Source organism: Pseudomonas sp. DR48 (assembly GCF_019823085.1).
In the GTDB taxonomy this organism is placed as follows: Bacteria; Pseudomonadota; Gammaproteobacteria; order Pseudomonadales; family Pseudomonadaceae; genus Aquipseudomonas.
Genome location: NZ_CP081946.1, coordinates 1713125 through 1738137, shown reverse-complemented (window position 1 = coordinate 1738137; position 25013 = coordinate 1713125). Strand labels below are relative to the sequence as shown.

Below are 25013 nucleotides of genomic sequence, written 5' to 3'. Positions count from 1 at the left end.
ACTACGAACGTCAGCGGCAAGCCGCGATGAGGGATATGAAAATGCGCGTTATGGTCTTGGGTAGCGGCGTCATCGGTACCACCAGTGCTTATTATCTGGCCCGTGCCGGGTTCGAAGTGGTGGTGGTGGACCGTCAGCCAGCCGCTGCCATGGAGACCAGTTTCGCCAACGCCGGGCAGGTCTCGCCGGGTTATGCCTCGCCGTGGGCCGCGCCGGGCGTGCCGCTCAAGGCCATCAAGTGGCTGCTGCAGCGCCATGCACCGCTGGCGATCAAGGCGACTGCCGACATCGATCAATACCTGTGGATGGCGCAGATGCTGCGCAACTGCACCGCCAACCGTTATGCGGTGAACAAGGAGCGCATGGTCCGTCTGTCCGAGTACAGCCGTGACTGCCTCGACGAATTGCGCGCTGAAACCGGCATTGCCTATGAAGGCCGCAGCCTGGGGACGACCCAGCTGTTCCGTACTCAGGCCCAGCTCGATGGCGCGGCGAAAGACATCTCCGTGCTGAAAGAGTCCGGCGTACCGTTCGAACTGCTCGACCGCGCCGGCATTGCCCGCGTTGAGCCGGCACTGGCCAACGTTACCGACATCCTCGCCGGTGCCCTGCGTCTGCCGAACGATCAAACGGGCGACTGCCAGATGTTCACCACTCGCCTGGCCGAAATGGCCGTCAAAATGGGCGTGGAATTCCGTTTCGGCCAGGATATCCAGAAACTCGATTTCGCCGGTGACCGCATCAACGGCGTGTGGATCGACGGCAAGCTGGAAACTGCTGACCGTTACGTGCTGGCCCTCGGCAGCTACTCGCCGCAGTTGCTCAAGCCACTGGGGATCAAGGCACCAGTTTATCCGCTCAAGGGTTACTCGCTGACCGTGCCGATCATCAACCCGGCGATGGCCCCGACATCGACCATTCTCGACGAGACCTACAAGGTCGCGATCACTCGTTTCGACAATCGCATCCGCGTCGGCGGCATGGCTGAAATCGCCGGTTTTGACCTGTCGCTGAACCCGCGTCGGCGCGAAACCCTGGAGATGATCGTCAACGACCTCTATCCTCAGGGCGGCGATCTGGCCCAGGCCAGTTTCTGGACCGGTCTGCGCCCGACTACCCCGGACGGCACGCCAATCGTTGGCGCCACACCGTTCAAGAATCTGTTCCTGAACACCGGTCACGGCACACTCGGCTGGACCATGGCTTGTGGCTCCGGTCGCTTGCTGGCTGACCTGATGGCGAAGAAAACGCCGCAGATCAGCGCCGAAGGCCTCGATATTTCCCGTTACGGTAAGAAAACCCAGGAGTCCGCAAAACATGTCAATCCAGCGCCAGCTCACCAATGAGCGCATGAGCCAGATCGTCAACCATAACGGTACCGTATATCTGGCAGGGCAAGTCGGCGACGATATGAGCGCCGGGATTGAACAGCAGACCCGTGAAACCCTCGCCAACATCGAGCGCTTGCTGGATCTGGCCGGGACCGACAAGAACCACTTGCTGTCGGTAACGATTTACTTGAAAGACATTGATGCGCACTTCGAAGGCATGAATGCGGTGTGGGACAAGTGGCTGCCAAAAGGCGTCGCCCCGGCCCGCGCGACTGTCGAGTCGAAGCTGTGTGAACCCGAGATCCTGGTTGAGCTGTCGGTTGTCGCCGCTCTGCCATAAGCCTGCAAGAAAGATCCCTCTTCCGGTGCTGGTGGCGGTTCACGCCGCCAGCCAGCGCCGGTTTTTTATTCCCATGACCGCCTAGAAGTCTGCCGCCATGCGTCCAGCCCGTGCCCTGATCGACCTTCAAGCCCTGCGTCACAACTATCAGATCGCCCGTGAAATCACCGGGGCCAAGGCCCTCGCGGTGATCAAGGCCGATGCCTACGGCCATGGCGCGGTGCGTTGCGCCCAGGCGCTGGAAGCCGAGGCAGACGGGTTCGCCGTGGCGTGTATCGAAGAGGCATTGGAGCTGCGTGCCGCGGGTATCCGTGCGCCGGTACTGTTGCTCGAAGGTTTTTTCGAAGCCGATGAACTGTCGCTGATCGTCGAGCATGATTTCTGGTGCGTGGTGCATTCGTTGTGGCAACTCGAAGCCATCGAGAAAGCCACGCTGAGCAAGCCGATCACGGTCTGGCTCAAGCTCGATTCGGGCATGCACCGTGTGGGGCTGCACCCAAAGGATTATCAGGCGGCCTATCAACGGTTGCTGGCCAGCGGCAAGGTGGCGAAGATTGTGCTGATGAGCCACTTCGCCCGGGCCGACGAGCTGCACGATCAGGCCAGCGACGAGCAAGTCGCGGTGTTTGAAGCAGCGCGTAAAGGTTTGTCGGCCGAGATCAGTCTGCGCAACTCGCCAGCGGTCCTGGGTTGGCCGCAGATTCCGAGCGACTGGGTTCGTCCCGGCATCATGCTCTACGGCGCGACGCCATTCGAGGAAGCCAACGCCGTGGCATCGCGCCTGCAACCGGTGATGACGCTGGAGTCGAAAGTGATCTGCGTGCGGGAACTGCCGGCCGGTGAACCGATTGGTTACGGTGCCAAATTCATTACGCCAAAGCCGATGCGCGTCGGTGTGGTGGCCATGGGTTACGCCGATGGTTATCCGCGCCAGGCGCCGACCGGCACGCCGGTGTTGGTCGCCGGGCAACGCAGTCAGTTGATCGGCCGGGTGTCGATGGACATGCTCTGCATCGATCTGACCGATGTACCGCAGGCCGGTCTGGGCTCGACTGTCGAGTTGTGGGGCAAAAACATCCTCGCCAGTGATGTCGCGGCGGCTGCCGGGACGATTCCTTACCAGATCTTCTGCAACCTGCGCCGGGTGCCAATGCTCTATTCCGAGGGTTAAGGCCAAACGCCGCGAACCGGAAGTCGCCTCGCTGAACAGGATTCAGGTCCAAGTGTTGTAAATACTGAACGCTCTCGCCATGATAACGCTCAATATTCAAACAACCTGAATCCCTGGAGGCGCTAGCATTGGACGTCGGTGAACGACTGCAATCCATCCGTAAGCTCAAAGGACTTTCCCAGCGTGAGCTCGCCAAGCGCGCGGGTGTGACCAACAGCACGATTTCGATGATCGAGAAGAACAGCGTCAGTCCCTCGATCAGTTCGCTGAGGAAAGTCCTGGGCGGGATTCCCATGTCCATGGTCGAGTTCTTTTCCGAAGAAATCCTGCAGGAAAAACCGACGCAGATCGTCTACAAGGCCAACGAACTGATCGATATTTCCGATGGCGCAGTGACCATGAAACTGGTCGGCCGGGCTCATCCGAGCCGGGCTATCGCATTCCTCAATGAAATCTACCCGCCTGGCGCCGACACCGGTGACGAGATGCTCACCCATGAGGGCGAGGAGACCGGGATTTTGGTAGAAGGGCGACTGGAATTGGTGGTCGGGCTCGAAACTTTTGTGCTCGAAGCCGGCGACAGCTACTACTTTGAAAGTACCAAGCCACACCGTTTCCGTAATCCGTTCGATGCGCCGGCGCGACTAATCAGCGCAGCCACGCCAGCCAATTTCTAAGGGAAGAGGCGTCCTGCCAGTATGGCGGCGGCACCCGAAGTGTTTTTCCGCCGCGTCACAAGACCCCTTCGACTTTGGGGTTGTTTCAGTGCGGCGGGCTTACCGTTATACTTGCGCCCGCCTGCGAACCGTGGCCGTGGGCGTGACTAGCCACCATTGAGGGTGAACGCGTGAATCTAATTATGAAAATGCTGGCTGCACCAGCAACCGTATTGGCCCTATGGGCTGTCAGCGCTCAAGCTGCGACGAACGACGATATTGCCAAGCGCCTTGAACCAGTCGGCCAGGTCTGTGTGACGGGTCAAGAGTGCAAAGGGATGGAAGTGGCTGCCTCTGCTGGCGGCGGCGGTGCCAAGACCCCTGATGAAGTGATTGCAAAACATTGCAACGCTTGCCACGGCACCGGCCTGTTGGGCTCGCCGAAAATCGGCGACGCGGCGGACTGGGGCAAACGTGCCAAAGAACAAGGCGGCCTTGACGGTCTGTTGGCCAAAGCCATCACCGGTATCAATTCCATGCCGCCAAAAGGCACCTGTGCCGATTGCTCCGATCCTGAGCTGAAAGGCGCGATCGAGAAGATGTCCGGCCTGAAATAAGCCTGCCTCCTCAACAAAAAGCCGCTTAAGAGCGGCTTTTTTGTGCCCGCGATTTAGCCTCGCAGGCTATTCATTGCAGCAAAGACACGGCAAGCTCGGTCCAACCCCAATTCACGGAATGTAAGGGAAGATCAGATGGTGCAGCTGTGTTCTATCGAGCAAGCGGTCGATGATGTGTTGACTCGGTTGCCGGCGCATATCCATATGGGTCTGCCACTCGGTCTGGGTAAACCCAACCATTTCGTCAATGCGCTGTTCCAGCGCGTCGCGCAATTGCCCGAGCGGCAGCTGACGATCTACACCGCCCTGTGCCTGGGTCGTCCTGCCTTGGGCGACGGTTTGCAAAAGCGCTTTCTCGAACCCTTCATCGAGCGGGTGTTTGGCGACTACCCGGAACTGGATTTTCTCGCGGGACTGCAGCACGACAGCCTGCCGAGCAACATTCATGTGCATCAATTTTTCATGCAACCGGGCAGCCTTCTGCATAGCGCCTCAGCCCAGCAGGATTACGTCAGCAGCAACTACAGTCATGCTGCGCGGGACATCAATGCCGCCGGTTTGAACCTGGTGGCGCAGTTGGTGGCCAGCCATGGCGAGCATCCCGATCGCCTGAGTCTGAGCTGCAACCCGGACATCACCCTCGACCTGTTTCCGATGATCGCCAAACGGCGGGCGGCGGGGGAGACGATCCTGCTGGTCGGCCAGGTGCACAATGATTTGCCCTATATGCCGGGGGATGCGGAAGTCGGCATCGACGCTTTCGACTTGCTGATCGACGAGAAGGACAACAGCACGTTGTTCTCGACGCCGAACATGCCCGTCGGGTTCCAGGATCACTTCATCGGCTTGCACGCCAGCACCCTGGTGCGCGATGGCGGCACGTTGCAGATCGGCATCGGTTCCATGGGCGATGCCCTGACGGCCGCCTTGTTGGCGCGTCAAGCTGACAATGATGGCTACAAGGCCTTGCTGGCAGATATCAATCTCAGCCAGTGGGCGCAATTGATTGACCGCGAAGGCGGTGTCGAGCCATTCGTCAAAGGCCTCTACGGTTGCAGCGAAATGTTCGTCAACGGTTTGCTGGTGCTGGCCGACGCCGGGATTGTGCGGCGCAAGGTTTACCCGGATGTGCCGACCCAGCAACAGGCGAATGCCGGCACCCTGGACGAGGCCGCGCAAAGCGACGGCATTTCGGTGCACGGCGGGTTCTTCCTCGGGCCGCGCAGTTACTACGAGCGCTTGCGCGAACTGCCGCAAAACAAGCGGCTTGAATTCAACATGACCCGCATCAGCTACATCAACGAGCTCTACGGTCAGGAAGAACTCAAACGCTTGCAGCGCCTCGATGCGCGCTTCATCAACTCCGCGTTCACCGTGACCCTGCTCGGCGCTGGCGTTGCCGATCAACTGGAAGACGGGCGGGTGCTCAGCGGGGTTGGCGGACAATACAACTTCGTCGCCCAAGGCCATGCGCTGGAAGGCGCGCGTTCGGTGTTGATCCTGCGCAGCTGGCGCGAGTCGGGGGGTGAAGTCAGTTCGAATATCGTCTGGGAATACGGCCACTGCACGATCCCTCGGCATTTACGCGACATCGTGGTGACCGAGTACGGCATCGCCGATTTACGCGGCAAGACCGACGCGGCGGTGATCGAGGCATTGCTCAACATCAGCGACTCTCGCTTCCAGCCGGGATTGATCGAGCAGGCGCAGAGCGTTGGCAAGTTGCCGAAGAATTTCCGTATCGATCCACGTTTTTCCGACAACAGCCCGCAGCGTTTGCAGGCGATCCAGGCACGGCACCCGAACCTGTTTCCGGAATATCCGCTGGGGTGTGATTTTACGGAGGTGGAGCGGGATCTGTTGCGGGCGCTGAACTGGCTGAAGAGCAAATTCAAGCTGACGGAGATTCTGGAACTGGGCAAGGCAGCGCTGGATGCGCCAGAGCCTGCGGCGTTTCCCGAGCATCTGGAGCGGATGCAGCTGACCAATCCGGAAGGCTTGAAAGAGGACTTGTTTCAGCGACTGTTGCTCACCGGCTTGAAGGCCACCACGCAATAACAGCCAACACAAAACAACTGTGGGAGCGGGCTTGCTCGCGAAGGCGGTGTGTCAGTCGACATCATCGGTGACTGACACGGCCCGTTCGCGAGCAAGCCCGCTCCCACAGGGGGATGTGCGTTGTGGCGGGTTATTCGATGAAGGTGACGACGCCGCCGGCCAGCGACTGAACGCGAGCCAGCGATTCAACGCGATAACCCTGCGCATCCAGTTCCGCACGGCCGCCCTGGAACGATTTCTCGATCACGATCCCCAAACCGGCAACGGTGGCGCCAGCCTGTTTGATGATCGAGATCAGCGCTTGCGATGCCTTACCGTTGGCCAGGAAGTCATCGATGATCAGCACGCGGTCGCTGCTGGTCAGGTGGCGCGGGGAGATGGCCACGGTGCTTTCGGTCTGCTTGGTGAACGAGTAGACGGTCGCCGACAGCAGGTTTTCAGTCAGGGTCAGGGACTGATGCTTGCGCGCAAAAATCACCGGGACGCCCAGGTTCAGGCCGGTCATGATCGCCGGGGCAATGCCCGAGGCTTCGATGGTGACGATCTTGGTGATCCCCGAGTCCTTGAACAGCGTGGCGAATTCGTCGCCGATCAGCTTCATCAGGGCCGGATCAATCTGGTGGTTCAAAAAGGCGTCGACTTTCAGGACCTGGTCGGAAAGCACGATGCCTTCTTCGCGAATTTTCTTGTGCAGTGCTTCCATGAAGCTTTCCTCAAAGGACGGCGGTGCGTCCAAGGCTGGTTAAAAAGTAGTCGATTCTAGCGCTTTAACATCGCGCGTATATCCGCCAATGCGGTATTGCCACGAACGGCCTTGACCTCGACGGGCGTGTCGTCGGTGCCTTCCCAGGCCAGATCGTCCGGCGGCAACTCATCGAGGAAGCGGCTCGGCGCGCAATCGATGATCTCGCCGTATTGCTTGCGCTTGGCGGCGAAGGTGAAGGCCAGGGTCTGACGTGCCCGGGTAATCCCGACGTAGGCCAGCCGGCGTTCCTCTTCGATGGTGTCGGCTTCGATGCTGGAGCGGTGCGGGAGGATTTCCTCTTCCATGCCCATGATGAACACGTACGGGAATTCCAGGCCCTTGGACGCGTGCAAGGTCATCATCTGCACACCTTCGGCGCCGTCTTCCTCTTCCTGCTGACGTTCCAGCATGTCGCGCAGCACCAGTTTGCCGATGGCGTCTTCGACGGTCATCTCGCCTTCTTCGTCCTTCTCCAGCGTGTTCTTCAACGCTTCGATCAGGAACCAGACGTTGCCCATGCGGTAATCGGCGGCCTTGTCGCTGGAGCTGTTGGTGCGCAGCCAGTTCTCGTAGTCGATGTCCATGACCATGCTGCGCAGCGCCGAGATCGGGTCTTCGCCGGCGCACTGTTCGCGCACCTTGTCCATGAAGCGCTTGAAGCGCGACAGGCGATCGGTGAAGCGCGCATCCAGGTGTTCGCCCAGGCCGATTTCGTCGGTGGCGGCGTACATCGAGATCTTGCGTTCGGTGGCGTAGTTGCCCAGTTTTTCCAGCGTGGTCGAACCGATTTCCCGGCGCGGAACGTTGATCACTCGCAGGAAGGCGTTGTCGTCATCCGGGTTCACGATCAGGCGGAAGTAGGCCATCAGGTCTTTTACTTCCTGGCGACCGAAAAAGCTGTTGCCGCCGGACAGTCGATACGGAATCTGGTGGTGTTGCAGCTTCAGCTCGATCAGCTTGGCCTGGTAGTTACCGCGATACAGGATCGCGAAATCGCTGTACGGCCGGTCCGTGCGCAAGTGCAGGGTCAGCAGTTCCACGGCCACGCGCTCGGCTTCGGCGTCTTCGTTGCGGCAGCGGATCACGCGGATCTCGTCGCCGTGGCCCATTTCGCTCCACAGCTGCTTTTCGAATTCGTGCGGGTTGTTGGAGATCAGCACGTTGGCGCAGCGCAGGATGCGGCTGGTGGAGCGATAGTTCTGCTCCAGCATGACCACTTTCAGGGACGGATAGTCGTCCTTGAGCAACATCAGGTTTTCCGGTCGCGCCCCGCGCCAGGCGTAGATCGACTGGTCATCGTCGCCGACCACGGTGAACTGGTTGCGGGTGCCGATCAGCAACTTCACCAGCAAATACTGGCTGGCGTTGGTGTCCTGGTATTCGTCCACCAGCAGGTAGCGGACTTTGTTCTGCCATTTTTCGAGAATGTCGGCGTGTTCCTGGAACAGCTTCACCGGCAGCAGGATCAGGTCGTCGAAGTCCACCGCGTTGAACGCCTTGAGCGTGCGCTGATAGTGGGTGTAGACGATGGCGGCGGTCTGCTCCTTGGGGTTGCGTGCGTTTTCCAGGGCTTCGGCCGGCAGGATCAGGTCGTTTTTCCACGAGCCGATCATGTTCTTGATCTCGTCGACGCCGTCGTCGCCGGCATATTCCTTCTGCATGATGTCGGTCATCAGGGCTTTGACGTCGGTCTCGTCGAAGATCGAGAAGCCCGGTTTATAGCCCAGCCGCACGTGTTCCTTGCGGATGATGTTCAGGCCCAGGTTGTGGAAAGTGCACACGGTCAGGCCACGGCCTTCGCCGCCCTTGAGCAGGGTGCCGACCCGTTCCTTCATCTCGCGCGCGGCCTTGTTGGTGAAGGTCATGGCGACGATGTACTGGGCGCGAATGCCGCAGTTCTGGATCAAGTGCGCAATTTTGCGAGTGATCACGCTGGTCTTGCCGGAGCCAGCACCGGCGAGCACCAAAAGAGGGCCGCCGACGTAGCTCACGGCTTCTTGCTGCCGGGGATTGAGTCGGGACATGCGTAGTCAGGGAGTCATTTGTGAAATGGGCCGGCATTTTAACAGGCTCAGCGAATTGTGCTGCTCTCTCCGACTTGTGACGTACTGCGCTATCTCTATTTGCCGGTTTTGATACTTTCAAGCAGGATGCGCGGTGAATATGCGGCTAATGTTCGTATTCCAGACACAAAGCCTCGCTTGAAAACTGATGTCAGTTGGTCATTGGTTGGCGGCGCGGCATAATGCCTGCCGCCTACATCTTTGCAGAGTCTAGGGAGCTAGCTTGTCTACGCCTGTCGAACCCTTGCGTTTGCTGCTACTGGCCGAAGAGCCAGCGTGGGCAGCGTTGTTGCGCGAGTGTCTGGCTCCGATGGGGAGCTCGGCCGTGCTCATCAGCGCTCCGAGTTGGGACTCGGTCAGCAGTCTGTTCGATGACAACCGCGGTGCGGTGTTGTTGACGGTTCCTGCTCTTCAGCCTGCGCCCGGCCGTTGCAACCTGCCGACGGTGTTGCTGCTCGAGCACGAACCGACGTCGCCGCCCGATGGCGTGAGCGACTGGTTGGTGCGCGATCATCTCGATCCCGGCATGCTGCGCCGTTGCCTGCGCCACGTGCGTGAGCGCGGTGTGCTGGAAAACACCTTGCAGCGTCTGGCCGAGCAAGACCCGCTCACCGGCATCGCCAACCGTCAGGGTTTCCAGACCTTGCTGGCAGCGCGTCTGGCGGAAAACGACGGCCGCGGCCTGGCCCTCGGGCACCTGGATCTCGACAACTTCCGTCACGCCAACGATGCCCTCGGCCATCAGGCCGGCGACCGGTTGATCCTGCAAGTGGTCGCGCGGCTGAAAAGTCAGCTTGAGGCCAGCGATCAACTGGCACGACTGGGCAGCGACGAATTCGCTCTGCTGATCGACACCCGTCGTGCGCCGCAACGCGCCGAATGGATGGCCGAACGCATCACCGAAGCCCTGGCCGAACCTTATTGGGTCGATGGCGAAAGCCTGTTGATCGGTTCCAGCCTGGGCATCGCCCATGCCCGGGCCCAGGCTGGCGCCGACCCTCTGATGTGGCACGCGCACATCGCCATGCAGCAAGCCAAAAGCACTCAGGGCTGCACCTTTCATATCTTCAATGAACGCATCAACCGTAATGCCCGCAGCATGGCCGATCTCGAAAGCGAGCTGCGCCGGGCCTTGCGTCGTGACGAACTGGAGTTGCATTACCAGCCACGCCTGAACCTTGAGGACGGCAAAATCGTCGGCCTCGAAGCCCTGGTGCGCTGGCGCCATGCCGAGCGTGGTTTGTTGGCCCCCAGCGAATTCGTGCCGCTGGCCGAGCAAAGCGGTTTGATCGTGCCGCTCGGTTACTGGGTGATTTCCCGCGCCCTGCGCGACATGCAGGCGCTGCGCGAGCGCGGTTTGCCGGCGTTGCACATGGCGATCAACCTGTCGTTCCGTCAGTTCCAGGACAGCCAATTGTTGTCGACCCTGAGCCGGCTGATTGCCGAGCGCGGCGTCGAGGCGCAATGGCTGGAGTTCGAACTGACCGAAACCGCGGTGATGCGCCGCAGCGACCTGGTGAAGCAGACCATGGATGCCCTCGGGCGGCTGGGCGTGCGCTTTTCTCTGGATGACTTTGGCACCGGGTTCTCGTCCTTCGTGCACCTCAACAGCCTGCCGATTGCCTTGCTCAAGGTCGACAAGAGCTTTGTCGGCGGCATGGAAGAGCGCGAAGAGAATCGCAAACTGGTGCACGCGATGATCAACCTGGCGCACAACCTCAATCTTGAAGTGGTCGCTGAAGGTGTGGAAACCACAGAACAACTGAATTTGCTGCGAGGGTTTGGTTGCGATCAGGTGCAGGGTTACCTGATCAGCAAGCCGCTGCCGCTGACGGAACTGGTTGAGTATTTGACATTTGACAGCGACCAGCAGCCGATGATGGAAGTGATGGTTTAAACACGGTCAAAAAAGTGGGAGCGGGCTTGCTCGCGAAAGCGGTGTGTCAGTTAACATCCCCATTGACTGGCGCACCGCTTTCGCGAGCAAGCCCGCTCCCACAGGGGATCTTCATTCGGTCTGGGGGATCTCGAAACGCTGCGACACAGGCTCGCGCCGAATCATCCGCTTCATCTTCCACTCGAACGCCAGCGTCAGACTTACCGCCGCACACGCCAGGCCCAGCGCCAACCCCCACCAGACGCCCGTTGGCCCCCCGTTCAAGTTGAACGCCATCCACCATGCGGCCGGTGCCCCGATCAGCCAATAGCAACCGAGCCCGACCAGGAAGGTGGTCTTGGCGTCCTTGAGCCCGCGAATGCAGCCCATGGCGATCGTTTGCGTACCGTCGAACAGCTCGAACCATGCGGCGACCGCCAGCAGGCTCACAGCGAGGTTGATGACGTCGCGAAATGCCGGGTCGTTGTGGTCCAGGAACAAGCCGATCAACTGATTGGGGAAGAACCAGAACACCATCGCGAACCCGAGCATCGATGCAGCCCCGAACGCAATCCCGACCCGACCCGCCAGCCGCGCATCCAGCAACTGCCCGGCGCCGTAATGCTGGCCGATGCGCATGGTGATCGCGTAGGAAATCCCCGCCGGTACCATGAACGCCACGGAAACAATCTGCAGGGCGATCTGGTGCGCGGCCAGTTGCGTGCTGCCCATGGTGCCCATGCACAGCGCCGCGAACGCAAACAACCCGACTTCGACCGCGTAGGTGCCACCGATGGGCAGGCCGAGGCGCCACAGCTCTTTCAAGTACTGACGGTTAGGCCGCGACAGGCCCTGGCGCAGCGGATAAGCGTCGTAGGCTGGATGCCGACGGATGTGCAGCGCCAGCGCCACGGCCATCAGGTTGGCGACGATGGCCGTGACCAGACCGATGCCCATCAGGCCCAGTTTTGGCAGGCCGAACATCCCGGTGATCAACGCATAGTTGAGCAGGAAGTTGGCCACGGTGCCGCCCAGGCTGATGACCATCACCGGCGTCGCCCGGCCGATGGCGCTGGTGAATCCGCGCAGGGCCATGAAGCTCAGGTAGCCGGGCAGGGCGAAAGGCAGGATCAGCAGGAACTGGCCGGCAGCGTGGACGTTGGTTTCGGTCTGGCCGAATAGCAGCAGCACTGGTTTGAGGTTCCACAGCAGCAACCCGGCCACCAGCGCCATCAGCCACGCCAGCCACAACCCGGCCTGGGTCAGTCGCGCAGCACCGACGATATCGCCGGCGCCCTGACGGATCGCCACCAGGGTGCCGACGGCGGCGATCACGCCGATGCAGAAGATCGACACAAACGAATACGTCGCCGCACCCAGGCCGCCGCCGGCCAGCGCTTCGGGACTCAGGCGCGCCATCATCAAGGTGTCGGTGAGGACCATCAGCATGTGCGCCAACTGCGAGGCAATCAGCGGCCCCGCCAGCCGCAGGATGGCCCAGAGTTCGGTACGTGCTGGATGCTGCATGATCATCACGCTCGACTATCGAGGAGAAAAAGGAAACCCCAAGGAAATCAGGAGAACGCTGATTCTCGGCGCTTCACGGGGATTGCACAAAGGGATAAAAAGGATGGGTGGCATGAGTCAAACTCATGCTGGCAAGTTTCTGCTAACGTTGTGCAACTGCGCCTCAGGAGCTTTGCCGATGTCCCGTCGTCTTCCACCCTTGTATGCCTTGCGCGCATTTGAAGCGGCGGCACGGCATAGCTCGTTTACCCGTGCGGCGGAAGAACTGTCGATCACCCAAAGTGCGGTCAGTCGGCATATTCGTACGCTCGAAGAGCATTTCGCCTGTCGTCTGTTTCACCGCAGCGGACGCAACCTGCAATTAACCGAGTCGGCGCGGCTGATTCTTCCTGGCATTCGTGAAGGTTTTACCGCCCTGGAACGTGCCTGCAATACCTTGCGCGCCGAAGACGACATCCTGCGCATGAAAGCCCCCTCGACGCTGACCATGCGCTGGCTGCTGGCGCGGCTCAGCCGTTTTCGGCACTTGCAGCCGGGCAACGAGGTGCAACTGACCAGCGCCTGGATGGACATCGACTCGGTGGACTTCAATCAAGAACCGTTCGACTGCGCCGTGATCCTCAGCAACGGGCATTTCCCGCCGGACTGGGAGGCGACGCTGTTGTTTCCCGAGGAGTTGATTCCCGTGGGCGCGCCGAATCTGTTGAAGGATCAGCCGTGGGACGTTGCGCGTCTGGCCACCACCGAACTGCTGCACCCGACGCCGGACCGCCGCGACTGGCGCACATGGCTGGTGCGCATGGGCGTGGATGATCAGGTGTCGCTCAAGGGCGGGCAGGTCTTCGACACACTGGAGCTGGGCATGATCGCCGCAGCCCGGGGTTATGGCGTATCCATGGGCGACTTGCTGATGGTGGCGGAAGATGTCGCGCAGGGTCGTCTGAGTTTGCCGTGGCCGACCGCCGTGGCCAGCGGTGAGAATTATTACCTGGTCTGGCCGAAAACCCGTCCGGGAGGTGAACGTTTGCGCCGCCTCAGCGATTTCCTGCTCGGGGAGGTCCGGGCCATGGATTTACCGGATGTCGATCACCTGAGCTGAATCGATAGAGCCCCAGTGGTAGAGGCCTTGAGCCATATCCTCGTTTTTTACTCAAGTATTAAGGTTTGCCGCCGAATATCTGCAGATGGAACCTTCGTGCAGGTTCGTCGCAATTCCCTTTGAATATTGCCGAGTGTGCATCGTGATCAGGATTATCTGGTCGCTCGGCCAGGAGCTGTCATGTCTCAACCCCGTGCCCGGATCGCCTCACAACTTGGTCTTGCGCTTGCCGTGATTCTGGCGATTGTCATCACTGGCAGTACCGTATTCGCCCTGCGCTCGCTGGACAGCGCCAACCTCGCCACCCGCGAGGAGCACCTGGCCAGCGAAGCCCGGTTGCTGGCCGACCAATTGAGCACCTTTCACGGCACGTTGCGTGAAAGTACCCAGCGCCTGGCCGGCCTGTTCGAGAAACGCTTCAGTGCGGGTCTGAGCGTGCACCCGGATGAGCCGTTGGCCGTCGCGGGTACGCAGGCACCGGGCTTGCACCTGGGCAGCGAAGTGTTGAACAACAACTTCAAGGAAGTCGACGAGTTCAAGCAAATGACGGCGGGCGTCGCGACAGTGTTCGTGCGCAGTGGCGAAGACTTTGTCCGGGTCAGTACCTCCCTGACCAAGCAGGATGGCAACCGGGCCATCGGCACCTTGCTGGATCACGCCAACCCGGCCTATGCGCGGTTGATGGCGGGGCAGAGCTACGTCGGTCGCGCCTTGCTCTTCGATCGCTCCTACATGACTCAGTACACCCCTGTACGCGACAGCAGCGGCAAGGTGATTGCCGTGTTGTTCGTAGGGTTCGATTACACCGATGCACAGAACGCGCAGTTCGAAAACCTCAAACGCTTCCGCATCGGCCAGACCGGTTCCTTGGCGCTACTGGATGAGCAGAACAAGTGGCTGGTGCCGATTGCGGGCGTGCAGGCGCTCGATAAAGCAGTCCCGGCCATCACCGGCCTGGCGAAAAACCCGGGCAAGGGCGATTTCTGGAGCGACAAGTCCGAAGACTTCTACAGCGTGGCCGTGCCGTTCGACGGCGGCCCTTGGTCGGTGGTGGCGAGCATGCCAAAAACCGAAATCAGCGCCGTGACCTGGAGCGTCGGCATTCAACTGGCGATCGGCAGTCTGCTGGCGACGTTGATTGCCGTGGGTTCGGCGGTCTGGTTGCTGCGCAGCAAACTCGCACCACTGGGCGATCTGGTGCGCCAGGCCGAAGCGCTGGGCGCCGGTGATCTGAGCGTTCGCCTGAACGTGTCGAGCAATGACGAGATTGGTCAGCTGGCCCGCGCCTTCAACCAGATGAGCCAAGCGCTGTCGACGATGGTCGAGCACATCCGCAAGGCCTCCGGCGAGGTCAACAGCCGCGCTCAGGCGTTGTCCGGCCTGTCCGGCGGTGCCTATGAAGGGATGGAGCAGCAGTCTGGCGAAATCACCAGCATGGCCGGTGCCGTGGAAGAGTTCAGTGCAACCTCGCTGAACATCGCCGACAACATGGGCAGCACCCAGCGCCTGGCCCAGGAAAACGCCCAACAAACCCAGATCGGTCGCACCTCGATGGACGAAGCGTCCTCGTCTCTGGAGCAAATCGCTGGCGCCCTGAACAGCACCGCCACCGTGATCAACACCCTGGGCCAGCGCTCCCAGGAAATCGGCGGCATCGTCGGCGTGATTACCTCGATCGCCGAACAAACCAACCTGCTGGCGCTGAACGCGGCCATCGAAGCGGCGCGTGCCGGCGAGCAAGGTCGCGGCTTTGCGGTGGTGGCCGATGAGGTGCGCAACCTGGCGTCGCGCACCCGCCAGGCCACCGATGAAATTTCCGTGATGATTCATAGCATCCAGCAGGAAACCGGTAACGCGATCAGCACCATGGAGCAAGGCAATCTGTTAATGCAGGAAGGCCTGTCGCGTAACGCCAACGTGGCCTCGGCCCTGGCGCGCATCGACGAACAAAGCCGCTCGGCCGGCGAGCAATTCGCGGCGATCACCACGGCGACTCAGGAACAGAGCAGCACCGCGACCTTGCTCAGCAGCAACCTGCAAAGCATTGCGCTGGCCAACAGCGAGCAGCGTGAAGTGGTGTCGAACCTGGCCGTTACCGCCAAAGAGCTGGAGAAGCTGGCGGCGGACTTGCGCCAAGAGGTTGACCGGTTTCGTTGAGGCGGCCGAAGCCGCTATCGCGAGCAGGCTCCACACTGGATTTGTGAACAACACATATCCTGTGGGAGCGAGCCTGCTCGCGATTGGCCTCACCTCAATCTTCAAGTCGAGCGATCAATCACACTTGGCATTACTCGACACTTCCTTCGTCGCCTGTTTCAACTGGCTACCCAGCTCAGCCGCATTGGTGCTGCTGTAAACCCGGCCACCGGTATTTTCAGCGATGCAACGTGACGGGCCACCGGTGCCGATTTTCACCACGTTGACCCGCAGGCGTGGCTGTTCCCTGGCGATGCGACGGGATACCGCGCAGGCGTCTTTATTGCAACCGTCCTCGCCGTCGACGAACATCACGATCACTGCATCGTTATTGCGCCCGTCGACCTTGCTGGCGGCGTAGGCCAGGCTGTCAGCCAGTGGTGTGCCATCGTTGGGAACCAGGCCGCGAATCCCGTTGATCAGCCGCGGGCGGTCGCCAAGCTTGAACACGCCCTGGTCCGGTGTTCTTTCGCAACCGGCGAAGGTGATCAGGCGCGTGTCGATCTTCGGGTCCAGCCCATTGATCATGCCCGCCAGCGATTCCTTGGCGACGTCCATGCGGCTGGGCTTGGCGAAGATCTGCATGGTGCGGTTCGGGTCCAGGTACTTGTTCAGCTCGTTGCCGAAGAACCAGTCCTCGTCGGCTTTCACCGACTTGATGTTCAAATCCATCGAACCCGAGGTGTCCAGTACCACGACAAATTGCGGGGGCACGGCATCAGGCGCTTTTTTGCGGCATGCGTAGTTATCCAGCGTCGGGGCTGGAGGTGGAGGTGGTGGTGGCGGTGGCGGCGGCGCGACCGGTTTTGGTGGTAGGACCGGCTTGGGCGGCGGCACTGGTTTTGGTTCGGGCACCGGTTCTGGTTCCGGAGCAGGTTCCGGTTCCACGACAGGCTCGGGAACCGGTTCAGCCGGTTTCTCTACCGGTTTCTCCACAGGCGTCACCACCGGCGCTACCGGTGGAACCACGACAACCGGTTCACGGTGCAGGAACCACCAGAGCCATAGCGCCAGAAGCAACAACAGCAGCGCCAGCAGGGCCGCCGCAATCCACCAGCCACGGCGCGACGGCGGTACGACCGGCACGACAGGAACCACCGGCGGCACGATCGGTTTGGGCGGACGCTGGTTCCAGCGCACCACCAGCGGCTCGCCATTAAGACTGTAAAGCTTGTCCAGTTCGGGCGTGCCGAGCAGGCTGCGCAGGTCTTGCGCTTCCGTCGATTGACCGCGTCTTTGCAGTTCGTCCGCCAGCTGTCCTAGGGACGTTTGACGCACTTCATAGGTTTCCAGCAAACGTCGTTGCGCGTCCTCGTTGAGGTCGGCATAGGGCGTGGGTTGACCACCCAGTTCGGTCCACCATTCCAGCACGTCACCGCTGCCCATTCGCGGAATGGCGAAGAGGCTGGCGACGGTCGGCGGAAAGTGTTTCTGGATGAGGGCGACTTTGGCTTGCAGCGCACTCATCCCCTCCGGTGTGGCTTGCGCATCCCTGATGACCCGCTGCATGACGACGATTCCTGAAAAAGGTACCGGCCTCCCTCGGGAGGCCGGCGGGGTGAAAAGTTACTCTTCGTAACCGAGGCTGAATTGCAGTTGGTTGACCTTTTTCTGCAAGACCTTCAGCTGCTCCTGCTTGGCGGCCAGCGTCGCGGGCGAGGCCTTGGTCACGGGCGCCGCCTGCGAGGCCTTGAGCTGCTGCTCAAGCCCGGCGATCTGCTTCTGCACCTGGCTTTCATTGGCATGCCGGGCTTTCAGGGAGGACAGCAACTGACTCAGCGACTGGTTCAGCGCCGCCTGGGATTTCTGCTGGCTGGCCAGGTCGGTCTTGGTGCTTAGTTGCTGGGCCTGAATGTTCTCGTAGACCTGGCGGAACATGGCGTTTTCCTGGCGAGAGGCTGACAGGGCCTGTTCTTTCTGCTTGACCTGATCGCTGTAGCCACCGGAGTAGTCGCAGTTCATTTTGGTCAGCATGCTGCTGTCGCGATTGGTCGCATCGCATTCGCCGGGCTTGGTCGCGCAACCGCTCAAAGCCAGGACGGCGGTAAGGACCGCCAGTGGTCGTAACGTCATGTGCTTAGCCCAAGGTGATCGCGGAGCGCTGGGAGTACAGACCGTCGACTTCCTTTTGCAGGGTGGCGACTTTCTGGTTCATTTTCTTAATGTTCATGTCCACCTGCTTGATCTCGGCGCCGGTGGCGCCTTGTGCACGCTCGGCGTCTGCCACCTTGGTGTACTCGGTGACTTTGACGCGCATGTTGCCGAGGTCTTTGCGCAGGCGCGCGATGTTGGAATCGATCTCGGCGATTTGCGCCTGGGCCTGGCTCTTGTTGACTTTCTTGTTGGCGATGTCCTTTTTGATCTGGGCAATTTTCGCCTGATCATCATTGATCACTTGCTGAGCAGTCGCGGTACGGGCGATCACGTTCTGGGTGTCTTGTTCGACGTCGCTGTTCATTTTTGCCAAGCGGGTTGAGGTGTCGGCGTATTCGCTGCGACGCTGATCCAGATAGTAGTTCGCGCCCATGGCCACGCCACACGCGGTAATACCGGCGGCGATGGCGCACACACCCTTGTTGTTGCTGTTGGACAGTGCGCAAGCGAGGATGCCGACACCGGCACCGACGGCGCAGGCCTGGTAGCCGGACTTGCTGAAGAACTGAGCGTCCTGGCCCTGGGTCAGGCGGGGGTCGGTTCCGTCGCTGTCGCCGAGCATGGAGCTACCGGTGTTGGCGCAACCAGTCAGCAGCAAGCTGCCGGCGACAACGAAAGCGATCTGTAGCTTGAAGCGAGTCCAAAGGCTGCGCGACATGGTGAGACTCCTTGATGACGGTGTTAACTGTTTTTGTTGAGGTGAGTTATTGAGTGACGGTTTTGCAACTGGTCAGCCAGGCGTCCGTGTCGATTTTCTGCTTTTGCAGAAAGGTCTTCTGATTGGCCCAGTGGGTGCGCAAATAGGGTTTGAGTTCTTGCAGCTGTTTGTTGCGGGTGATGATTTCTTCCATCACCGGGACCTGCGCTTCAAGCAGCGGCTGGCCGTATAAGGTCGCTGATTCCACCAGGCTGCTCGCATAGTAACGGCTGAGTTTGTGCAGGCGATCCTTCTGTTCGTCGAGCTTGCCTTTGCGCATGTCGCAACTGGCGTCCCTTTCCGCCGCTTCGCAATTGAGCTTGTAGTTTTTTTGCAGGAAGTCCAAGTACTGGCCGTCGTCGAGCATCTTGGTGCACAGGAACGCACCGAGGTTGAGGCTGGCGCGGATCGCCTGGTCGCGGGTTTCTTCCTGCTGCTGGTTGCTGGCGCGCAGTTGGTTTTCCAGGGCCTGGAGTTTTTCCTTGAGCGCCTTGTCTTCCACGCCCGAGGCCAGCGAGTTCAGGGATTGCACCGTGCCTTTGTCGGCCGATTCGGTTTCCTTGCTGCCGGTGCCGAGTTTTTTCCAGCTGCTTTCGATGCTGGCGACACGCTCGCGAGAAGTCAGGGTCGGCGAGACCAGCACCAGGCGCAGGCCGGTGGTTTTGTTTTTCACCTGGCCTTCGGCGTTGTAATACGGCTCTTCCTTGCGCAGCGCGGTGCGCAGGTCGGCCTGGGCGGTCAAGTAGTTGCCACCGCGCACCACATAGCCGCCGGCCTGACCGTGCTGGCGATCAAGTTTGTTCAGGCGAAACGGCTCGAACATCATTTCGTCGACGTTGCCGAGCATGTCATGCAGACCCAACGGATTGGGCTTTTGCAGACCGGACAACTGCACTTTGCCGTTGGACGATTGCGCCCCGGCGAACCACTCATAGGCATTGATGCCCTCAGGCATTGGGTAGTGCGTGTCGCGAAACTCTGCAGCACCGACTTCCAGCCCACCGCGCGCGGCGAACTCCCACTCCACTTCAGTCGGCAAGCGCAAGAAGCCCTGCGCGCCGTCTTCCTTGGGCAACTTGTCGGCAGCGTTTTTGCGCAGCCACAGGTTGTATTTGTCGGCGGCTTCGATGGCTTGCACCCAGCTCACGGCCGTCTGGGGCACGCGCAGTTTGGTGGCGGCGGTGGGGCAGGTGGCTTCGGTCAGCGCGGCGTATTGCAGCTGACTCATCTCGTACTTGGCCATCAGGTAATAGCGGGATTTGTCGTTCTTGCCGCCCGTAAAGCTACCGGCGATGAACGTCGGTCGAGTCTGTTCGACGTAGCCGTATTCCGCGCCGTCCTGACCAATGTTGATCGGGTAGTCGTCGAGCGGCCCGGCCACCGGGATGAACACCTTGCGAAACACCATCGAGCCTTCGCAGGGCATCGGCAGCACCACATCGGCAGCGTCCGGCATCGGGTTGTAAAGCTTCTCTTCCCAGCCCGCCGCCGAGGCGTCGAGCAAATAGCCGAGGCTCAGGGGTAACAGCAAGCCAAAACGTTTATAGCTCACGCAGACTCTCCGCAGGTTGGATGTTGATGGCTCGTAGGGCGCCGATCACGGCCACCAATGCAGCGACCAAAAAAGTCAGGAGCAGGGCGGCAAGGCCATGCCAGACAGTGATGTGGCAAACGAAGGTGCCGGTGGCCTGACTGCTGCCGAGCAAATAGTCGAACAGATGACTGCCGACGGCATAAAACCCCAGTCCGCCAACGTAGCCGGCCAGGCTCAGTGCCAGCGCTTGCAGGACCACGAAACCGCCAACAGCACGACGCTTGAAACCTAACAGACGCAGGACCGCGAGACTTTTGCGTTTGCGGTCGATGTTGGCCAGAAACGCGCCGACCATTGACGCCACGCAGCCAATCAGCGCCGCCATGGCGATCACACCGAAGATCAGCCCCAGCACATGGTTGATGGCTTTGACGTTGTCGATGTCGGCCAACCGGCTCGACGTTTCGATGTGTTGTTCGTTGAGCCAATGCTCCAGCGGTGCGACTTGATCGATGTCACGGGCATAGACGCGAGCACGGGCATACAGCGGTTGCAGATCGCCCAGAGGCTTGCCGGTTTCGATGCCGAATGCGCTGACCTGATAACCGTCGCGAAAGCGCTCCAGATCCAGCAGCAGCGGCGGGGCGACAAACCCGGCCGCGCGGCCGAAGCGGGCGCCGTCGAGCACCGCCAGTACCGTCAGGGTCATCTCTCCTCGTTCATTGACACCTTCCAGACGACGCAACGCACGCAGTTGCACACTGTCGCCGGCCTTGGCTTGTAAACGTTGCGCGGCGCTGGCGCTGAGGATCACTTGATTACCGACAGGGATGAGCGACGACAGGTTCAGCTGTGGATCGCCCGGTTCGGTGGCGATGATCTCGGCGCCTTCTACAAACCGTTGCATGCCGATCAGCAGGTCAGCCTGGGTATTGAGCGAGCGCGTCTGGCCGAGGGCAAAACCGGTTTCGGGGCGCAGGCGCAAACGCTCGATCCAGGCCGTGTCGTAGTTGCCGTTGCTGAGCATCTTCACTTCAAGGTTGCGCGGGTCGCGCAGCAGTTCGTCCTGCAACTGGCTGACCACCCCGTGCTTGAGCCCGAACAGCAGCAACAACGGCGCAATCACAGCCACCAGCGACGCGGCGATGCACAGCGAGACCTTGCGGTCGTGCCAGAGGTCTTGCAGGGCCAGTGAGACCAGCAGGCGCAGTCGTTCAGTCCATCGGTTCAAACGATGTCTCTCCCTCACGGCTGATCGCACCGAGTCGCGGCAAGCCGAAATCCTTCAGCAAGGCCCAGTCATGGGACACAACGAGCGCGCTCAAACCCATGCTCGACACCAGGCTCAGCAACAACTCGAACAAGCGCCGGGCGCTGTGGGGGTCGAGCGCAGCGGTGGGTTCGTCGGCCAACAGCAACAACGGTTCATGGGCAATTGCCCGCACGCAGGCAACGCGCTGACGCTCGCCGATCGACAAGGCCTGGGGTTGTTTATCCAGCAATCCTTGCAGGCGCAACACGTCAACCGCATGGTCGATGTGCTCGCTCTTTGCCGGCATCCCGAGCAACCGGCGCGGCAGGCTGATGTTGTCCCGCACGCTCAGGAACGGCAGCAAGCCGCCACTCTGCAAAATGAACCCCAAGTGTCGCGAGCGCACGGTCGCCAGGGCTGGCTGGTCGTCGTTGGCAAGCAGTTGGGCGATATCCTGACCCTGCGCCGCGCCCAACCGAAACCGCTCGAGCTCCATCGGCGCCAGCAATAGGCCGATGGCTTCGAGCAACGTGCTTTTGCCGCTGCCGCTCTCGCCGGTAATGGCGAGGATTTCCCCGGCACCGATCTGCAAGTGGGGCAGGCGCACGTGATGGGCCAGCGCGCCTTCACCACGGCGCACCAGCAGGTTCTTGATATCGAGCATCAGCGTCTCGTTAAGGCATCATTTCCAGTGGCACGGGGTACACGTTATCCCGCGCATCGCTGTCCTTGGCTAAAGCCACCCAACGGTCGACGTCAGCGTTGTAACGCTGGTAATGCCGAAGTTTGGTGTTCAGCGTTCGGATGAATTTCTCTTGCGCCAGACCGTCCCAGCTCTTCCAGGTTTCTTCGTCCAGGTTCAGCACTTCGCTCTGATAGGGCAGGTCCTCCAGGTACTCACCGAGCACTCCCATGTCCGCCAGTTTGGCGTTGCTGTTCTGCTTGAGCTGATTGGGGTCGGCGCCCATGGTCGCGGCTACCGAACGCAGGCGATCGAACATTTCCGTCGGCGAAATCAGGCCTTCGTTGGCAGCGTCGAGAATTTTCTTCATCACGTCGCTCAGGTCGCTGAGCTGGGACTTGGTCAGCAGCACCCGCACGTCGGTGGTGGGGATGTTCTGCTTGATCAGGTCACGGTCGGTGATCCACGCCTTGAACACTGGCGGCGCCTTGCTGTTGGTCTTCTCACCTAGATAGGCCAGTTGCATGGCGTGGCCGATCAGGGCCGCGTCCTCAAGCATTTTCTTCTCGGCCGGGTCCTGCTTGGCGTTCGCGGCGCTGCCGATGGCGTCTTCACCCATGTAGGCGGCTTTCACCTGGGAGGTGATCGCGGTGGCCAAGGCGTCGACCTTGTGCCCGAACTCCTGAACGTCACCGGCGTTCACCGGGTAATACAGCGAGGTGTTGGTGCCTGGGTAGGTCGACAGGTTCCGGTACTGCGCCTCGGCCTTGGCGTGATCCTTGACCCCGGCTGGGGTTTTCAGGTGCAGCGTGTAGATCGCCACGCCCGGATTGGCCGCTTCGAGGCGAACCTGCGAGGCGCTCAAACCGGTCTTCGACAATTTGTCGTCGCCTTCGATGGCGCCTGCGTCGGTGATCAGCACCACGTAGCGTGCGCCGAACTGGCTCCAGTCGACCTTGTCGATGCTCTCCATGACACCGGCAAAGGCGTCTTCATCGAAGCTGCTGCTGGAGACTTTGGCCTGCTTGAGGTCGGCGACCTTGGCGAGGAAGTCGGCGCTGTCTTTCACCTTGGTAGGGTCGGCGTACATCTTGGTGGTGTATTCGAGCCCCGGCACCGCTTGGGTGTTGGAGCGGAAAGCGACCATGCCGAACTTGACCTGCTTGCCGAGGTTCTGCGCTTCGATCTGCTGATAAACCTTGCGGATCGCCTCGCGGGTGCGGTCGATGTACGGGTCCATCGAAATCGTCGAGTCGATGACAAACACCACCGCCGCACTGAATTCTTTCAGTTGGTTGGACGTTTTGTCCGCTGCTGCCTTGCCGCCGGCCGCGATGTTTGCCGCACCGCCTGTGGCATTCTTGTCATCCGGCTTGCTGACTGACGCGACGTTGAGCAGGCGCGTGCGGAAACCGCTTTCGGTCATGACTTCTTCGCCACTGAGCACCGGCAGCAGGTAGAACTGCTTTTGCAGGTCGACAAAGTATTCAGGTTCTTCAGCCAGTACGCCCGGTGCTTTTTGGCCTTTTTTCAGTGTGGCCCGCAGTGGCGCGACTTTGCTGACCGGGTCCGGCGCATCAAGGATGCCTACGACGGTGGCGCGGTCCTTGAAAAACAGCAGCCGGTCGCGGTTGGCCGGGTTCGTGAAGGCCAGCGTCAGCTGCATTTTCCAGTCGGTGGTGCAGCCGGCGGGCAACCAGCCAATGGTTTTGCCATAACTGTCGGGGCCGACTTTCAGCCATTCCGCGTTGTTCGCTTGGGCGCGTTCGTACACATAAAAGCGGCTGAACACCGGCTGTTCGTCACCGGCGGCACCGCCCGCCGTCGGGCTGATCTTGCAGCCGGGGGTGGTCAGCACGCGCTGGAACAAGGTTTTTTTACCAGCCTGGATCAGCGGTTTGTCATCGGCCTGGGACAGCGGGCTGATGCACAGCGCCAACAGGGCGGCGCCGCTCAGCAGGAATCGACTCATGGGAGAGCGCATCACTTCTGCAACTCCTCGAAACGCTGCTTGGCTTCGGTGTTGTTCGGGTCCTGGGTGAGGATGGTTTCGTACCAATAGGCGGCGGTGGCGTTGTCGGCAGTCGGGAAGCACTCGCTGGCCTTCAGGTATTTAGGGTCGTATTCGCGGGCGTAAGCGTTGGCGATCAGCGCGTCACCGGCCTGGGCACGGTTGGCGTACAGCCGTTGGGCGACGCCGCAGTGTTTGCCGGCCTTGGCCTGGTTGATGATCTCCAGCAACTTGGCACTGTCGGGCGCCGCCTTGATGCAGGTCTGGACGAAGGTCAATTCAGGCAGGCTGTTCATGCTCTCCACGGTACAGGCTTGAGCATCAGCGCCGGCCGGTGCGGCGGCAGGGTTGGCGGCCACCGGGGCAGGCGCCGGGGTGCGTTTGTAGAACCAGAATCCGCCACCCGCAGCCAGCAACAACAGCACGACAATCAGCAGGCCGATCAGGCCTTTGTTGCTTTTCTTCACCGGACGGGGAGGTGGTGCGTAGTCGGGCTCGTGGGGCACTGACTCCAGCTCCACTTCGGGCTCGGCGGAGGACAGGACCAGCTCAGGCAGCTCCGGGATTTCCAGGATTTCCGGTGCCGGTGCACTCGGCGCGGTCAGTTCGGCGCCGCCATACGTCGAGCGCGTCTGGCCGCCGGCCGTGGACGGCAACACGCCAACGCCTGGGCGAACCACGCCTTTGTCGGTGTGGCCGTGGCTCTGCTCGCGCAGTTCAATCTGGAATTGCGAGTTGGCGCCACCTTCGAGCAGCGGGTCGACCACGTCCGGGCCGACCTGCGCTTCCAGGCCATCGCCGCTGGCCGTGACGTTGAAACGCGAGACCTTGAACCAGAATGGATTGTTGCTCCAGGCCTTGTGGTCCTGGAGGTAAAAACCGTCCTGGTTACGCTGAATGGAAAACTCCAGCTGTTCCTCGCCACCCTGCCATTTCTTCACAGTGAGGCGGGCCTGGCCAGGCACATTGGGTTCTAAGGCGAGCAGGTCGACACGAATTGGCAT

20 protein-coding genes are annotated in these 25013 nt (G+C 60.8%); 9 read left to right on the top strand and 11 right to left on the bottom strand.

Features of this window, described 5'->3' with window-relative positions:
• Nucleotides 1-41 precede the first annotated feature (41 nt).
• The 6 genes from dadA to K5K95_RS07970 all read left to right on the top strand — a co-directional run bounded on the left by dadA (nucleotide 42) and on the right by K5K95_RS07970 (nucleotide 6173).
• Nucleotides 42-1346 (top strand): D-amino acid dehydrogenase, encoded by a 1305-nt coding sequence (gene dadA / locus K5K95_RS07995; protein WP_222589015.1) that lies wholly within the window; start codon nucleotides 42-44, stop codon nucleotides 1344-1346.
• Nucleotides 1318-1671, top strand: a complete 354-nt coding sequence (locus tag K5K95_RS07990; RefSeq protein WP_090178046.1) for a RidA family protein — start codon at nucleotides 1318-1320, stop codon at nucleotides 1669-1671. Before dadA ends, K5K95_RS07990 begins: the two co-directional genes overlap by 29 nt.
• Nucleotides 1672-1768: 97 nt before the next feature.
• Entirely contained in the window at nucleotides 1769-2842 is a 1074-nt protein-coding gene (gene alr / locus K5K95_RS07985) for an alanine racemase (RefSeq protein ID WP_222589014.1), read from the top strand.
• Between the two features lie 128 nt (nucleotides 2843-2970).
• On the top strand, nucleotides 2971-3519 hold the full coding sequence (locus tag K5K95_RS07980) for a cupin domain-containing protein (RefSeq protein WP_007947433.1): 549 nt from the start codon (nucleotides 2971-2973) through the stop codon (nucleotides 3517-3519).
• A gap of 182 nt (nucleotides 3520-3701) precedes the next feature.
• Nucleotides 3702-4115, top strand: a complete 414-nt coding sequence (locus K5K95_RS07975; protein WP_315903125.1) for a c-type cytochrome — start codon at nucleotides 3702-3704, stop codon at nucleotides 4113-4115.
• 135 nt (nucleotides 4116-4250) lie between these two features.
• A complete protein-coding gene (locus tag K5K95_RS07970) occupies nucleotides 4251-6173 on the top strand; it encodes an acetyl-CoA hydrolase/transferase C-terminal domain-containing protein (RefSeq protein ID WP_222589013.1) in 1923 nt (640 codons plus the stop codon).
• A gap of 130 nt (nucleotides 6174-6303) precedes the next feature.
• Here K5K95_RS07970 and K5K95_RS07965 read toward each other — a convergent pair whose 3' ends face one another.
• Complete coding sequence (locus tag K5K95_RS07965) at nucleotides 6304-6876, bottom strand: xanthine phosphoribosyltransferase (RefSeq protein ID WP_020799401.1); 573 nt, start codon at nucleotides 6874-6876, stop codon at nucleotides 6304-6306.
• Between the two features lie 56 nt (nucleotides 6877-6932).
• Nucleotides 6933-8942, bottom strand: a complete 2010-nt coding sequence (gene rep, locus K5K95_RS07960) for a DNA helicase Rep (protein ID WP_208670888.1) — start codon at nucleotides 8940-8942, stop codon at nucleotides 6933-6935.
• A gap of 262 nt (nucleotides 8943-9204) precedes the next feature.
• Here rep and K5K95_RS07955 point away from each other — a divergent pair, with 262 nt between their 5' ends.
• Nucleotides 9205-10878: a putative bifunctional diguanylate cyclase/phosphodiesterase gene (locus K5K95_RS07955; RefSeq protein ID WP_222589012.1), complete on the top strand. Its 1674-nt coding sequence runs from the start codon at nucleotides 9205-9207 to the stop codon at nucleotides 10876-10878.
• A 111-nt stretch (nucleotides 10879-10989) separates the two neighbouring features.
• On the opposite strand, the gene K5K95_RS07950 is transcribed toward K5K95_RS07955, so the two are convergent.
• Nucleotides 10990-12384 carry a NorM family multidrug efflux MATE transporter gene (locus tag K5K95_RS07950; protein ID WP_222589011.1) on the bottom strand — a complete coding sequence of 465 codons (1395 nt, stop codon included), beginning with the start codon at nucleotides 12382-12384 and terminating at the stop codon, nucleotides 10990-10992.
• A 178-nt stretch (nucleotides 12385-12562) separates the two neighbouring features.
• Here K5K95_RS07950 and K5K95_RS07945 point away from each other — a divergent pair, with 178 nt between their 5' ends.
• Nucleotides 12563-13483 carry a LysR substrate-binding domain-containing protein gene (locus tag K5K95_RS07945; RefSeq protein ID WP_222589010.1) on the top strand — a complete coding sequence of 307 codons (921 nt, stop codon included), beginning with the start codon at nucleotides 12563-12565 and terminating at the stop codon, nucleotides 13481-13483.
• Nucleotides 13484-13663: 180 nt separating this feature from the next.
• A complete protein-coding gene (locus K5K95_RS07940; protein WP_222589009.1) occupies nucleotides 13664-15640 on the top strand; it encodes a methyl-accepting chemotaxis protein in 1977 nt (658 codons plus the stop codon).
• 114 nt (nucleotides 15641-15754) lie between these two features.
• Here K5K95_RS07940 and K5K95_RS07935 read toward each other — a convergent pair whose 3' ends face one another.
• Genes K5K95_RS07935 through K5K95_RS07900 form a run of 8 tightly spaced genes read right to left on the bottom strand, consistent with a single transcriptional unit; the run spans nucleotide 15755 to nucleotide 25013 of the window.
• Nucleotides 15755-17188 carry a vWA domain-containing protein gene (locus tag K5K95_RS07935; RefSeq protein ID WP_222589008.1) on the bottom strand — a complete coding sequence of 478 codons (1434 nt, stop codon included), beginning with the start codon at nucleotides 17186-17188 and terminating at the stop codon, nucleotides 15755-15757.
• A gap of 57 nt (nucleotides 17189-17245) precedes the next feature.
• Nucleotides 17246-17752 (bottom strand): hypothetical protein, encoded by a 507-nt coding sequence (locus K5K95_RS07930; protein ID WP_222589007.1) that lies wholly within the window; start codon nucleotides 17750-17752, stop codon nucleotides 17246-17248.
• Between the two features lie 4 nt (nucleotides 17753-17756).
• On the bottom strand, nucleotides 17757-18491 hold the full coding sequence (locus K5K95_RS07925) for a hypothetical protein (protein ID WP_222589006.1): 735 nt from the start codon (nucleotides 18489-18491) through the stop codon (nucleotides 17757-17759).
• 46 nt (nucleotides 18492-18537) lie between these two features.
• Nucleotides 18538-20082, bottom strand: coding sequence for an SUMF1/EgtB/PvdO family nonheme iron enzyme (locus tag K5K95_RS07920; protein ID WP_222589005.1), 1545 nt, complete (start codon nucleotides 20080-20082; stop codon nucleotides 18538-18540).
• On the bottom strand, nucleotides 20072-21295 hold the full coding sequence (locus K5K95_RS07915) for an ABC transporter permease (RefSeq protein ID WP_222589004.1): 1224 nt from the start codon (nucleotides 21293-21295) through the stop codon (nucleotides 20072-20074). Before K5K95_RS07915 ends, K5K95_RS07920 begins: the two co-directional genes overlap by 11 nt.
• On the bottom strand, nucleotides 21279-21980 hold the full coding sequence (locus tag K5K95_RS07910; RefSeq protein WP_208670897.1) for an ABC transporter ATP-binding protein: 702 nt from the start codon (nucleotides 21978-21980) through the stop codon (nucleotides 21279-21281). Before K5K95_RS07910 ends, K5K95_RS07915 begins: the two co-directional genes overlap by 17 nt.
• Nucleotides 21981-21990: 10 nt before the next feature.
• The gene (locus K5K95_RS07905; protein WP_409999715.1) at nucleotides 21991-23970 is read right to left on the bottom strand and encodes a vWA domain-containing protein; all 1980 of its coding nucleotides are present in this window, start codon (nucleotides 23968-23970) and stop codon (nucleotides 21991-21993) included.
• An 11-nt stretch (nucleotides 23971-23981) separates the two neighbouring features.
• Nucleotides 23982-25013: a hypothetical protein gene (locus K5K95_RS07900; RefSeq protein ID WP_222589003.1), complete on the bottom strand. Its 1032-nt coding sequence runs from the start codon at nucleotides 25011-25013 to the stop codon at nucleotides 23982-23984.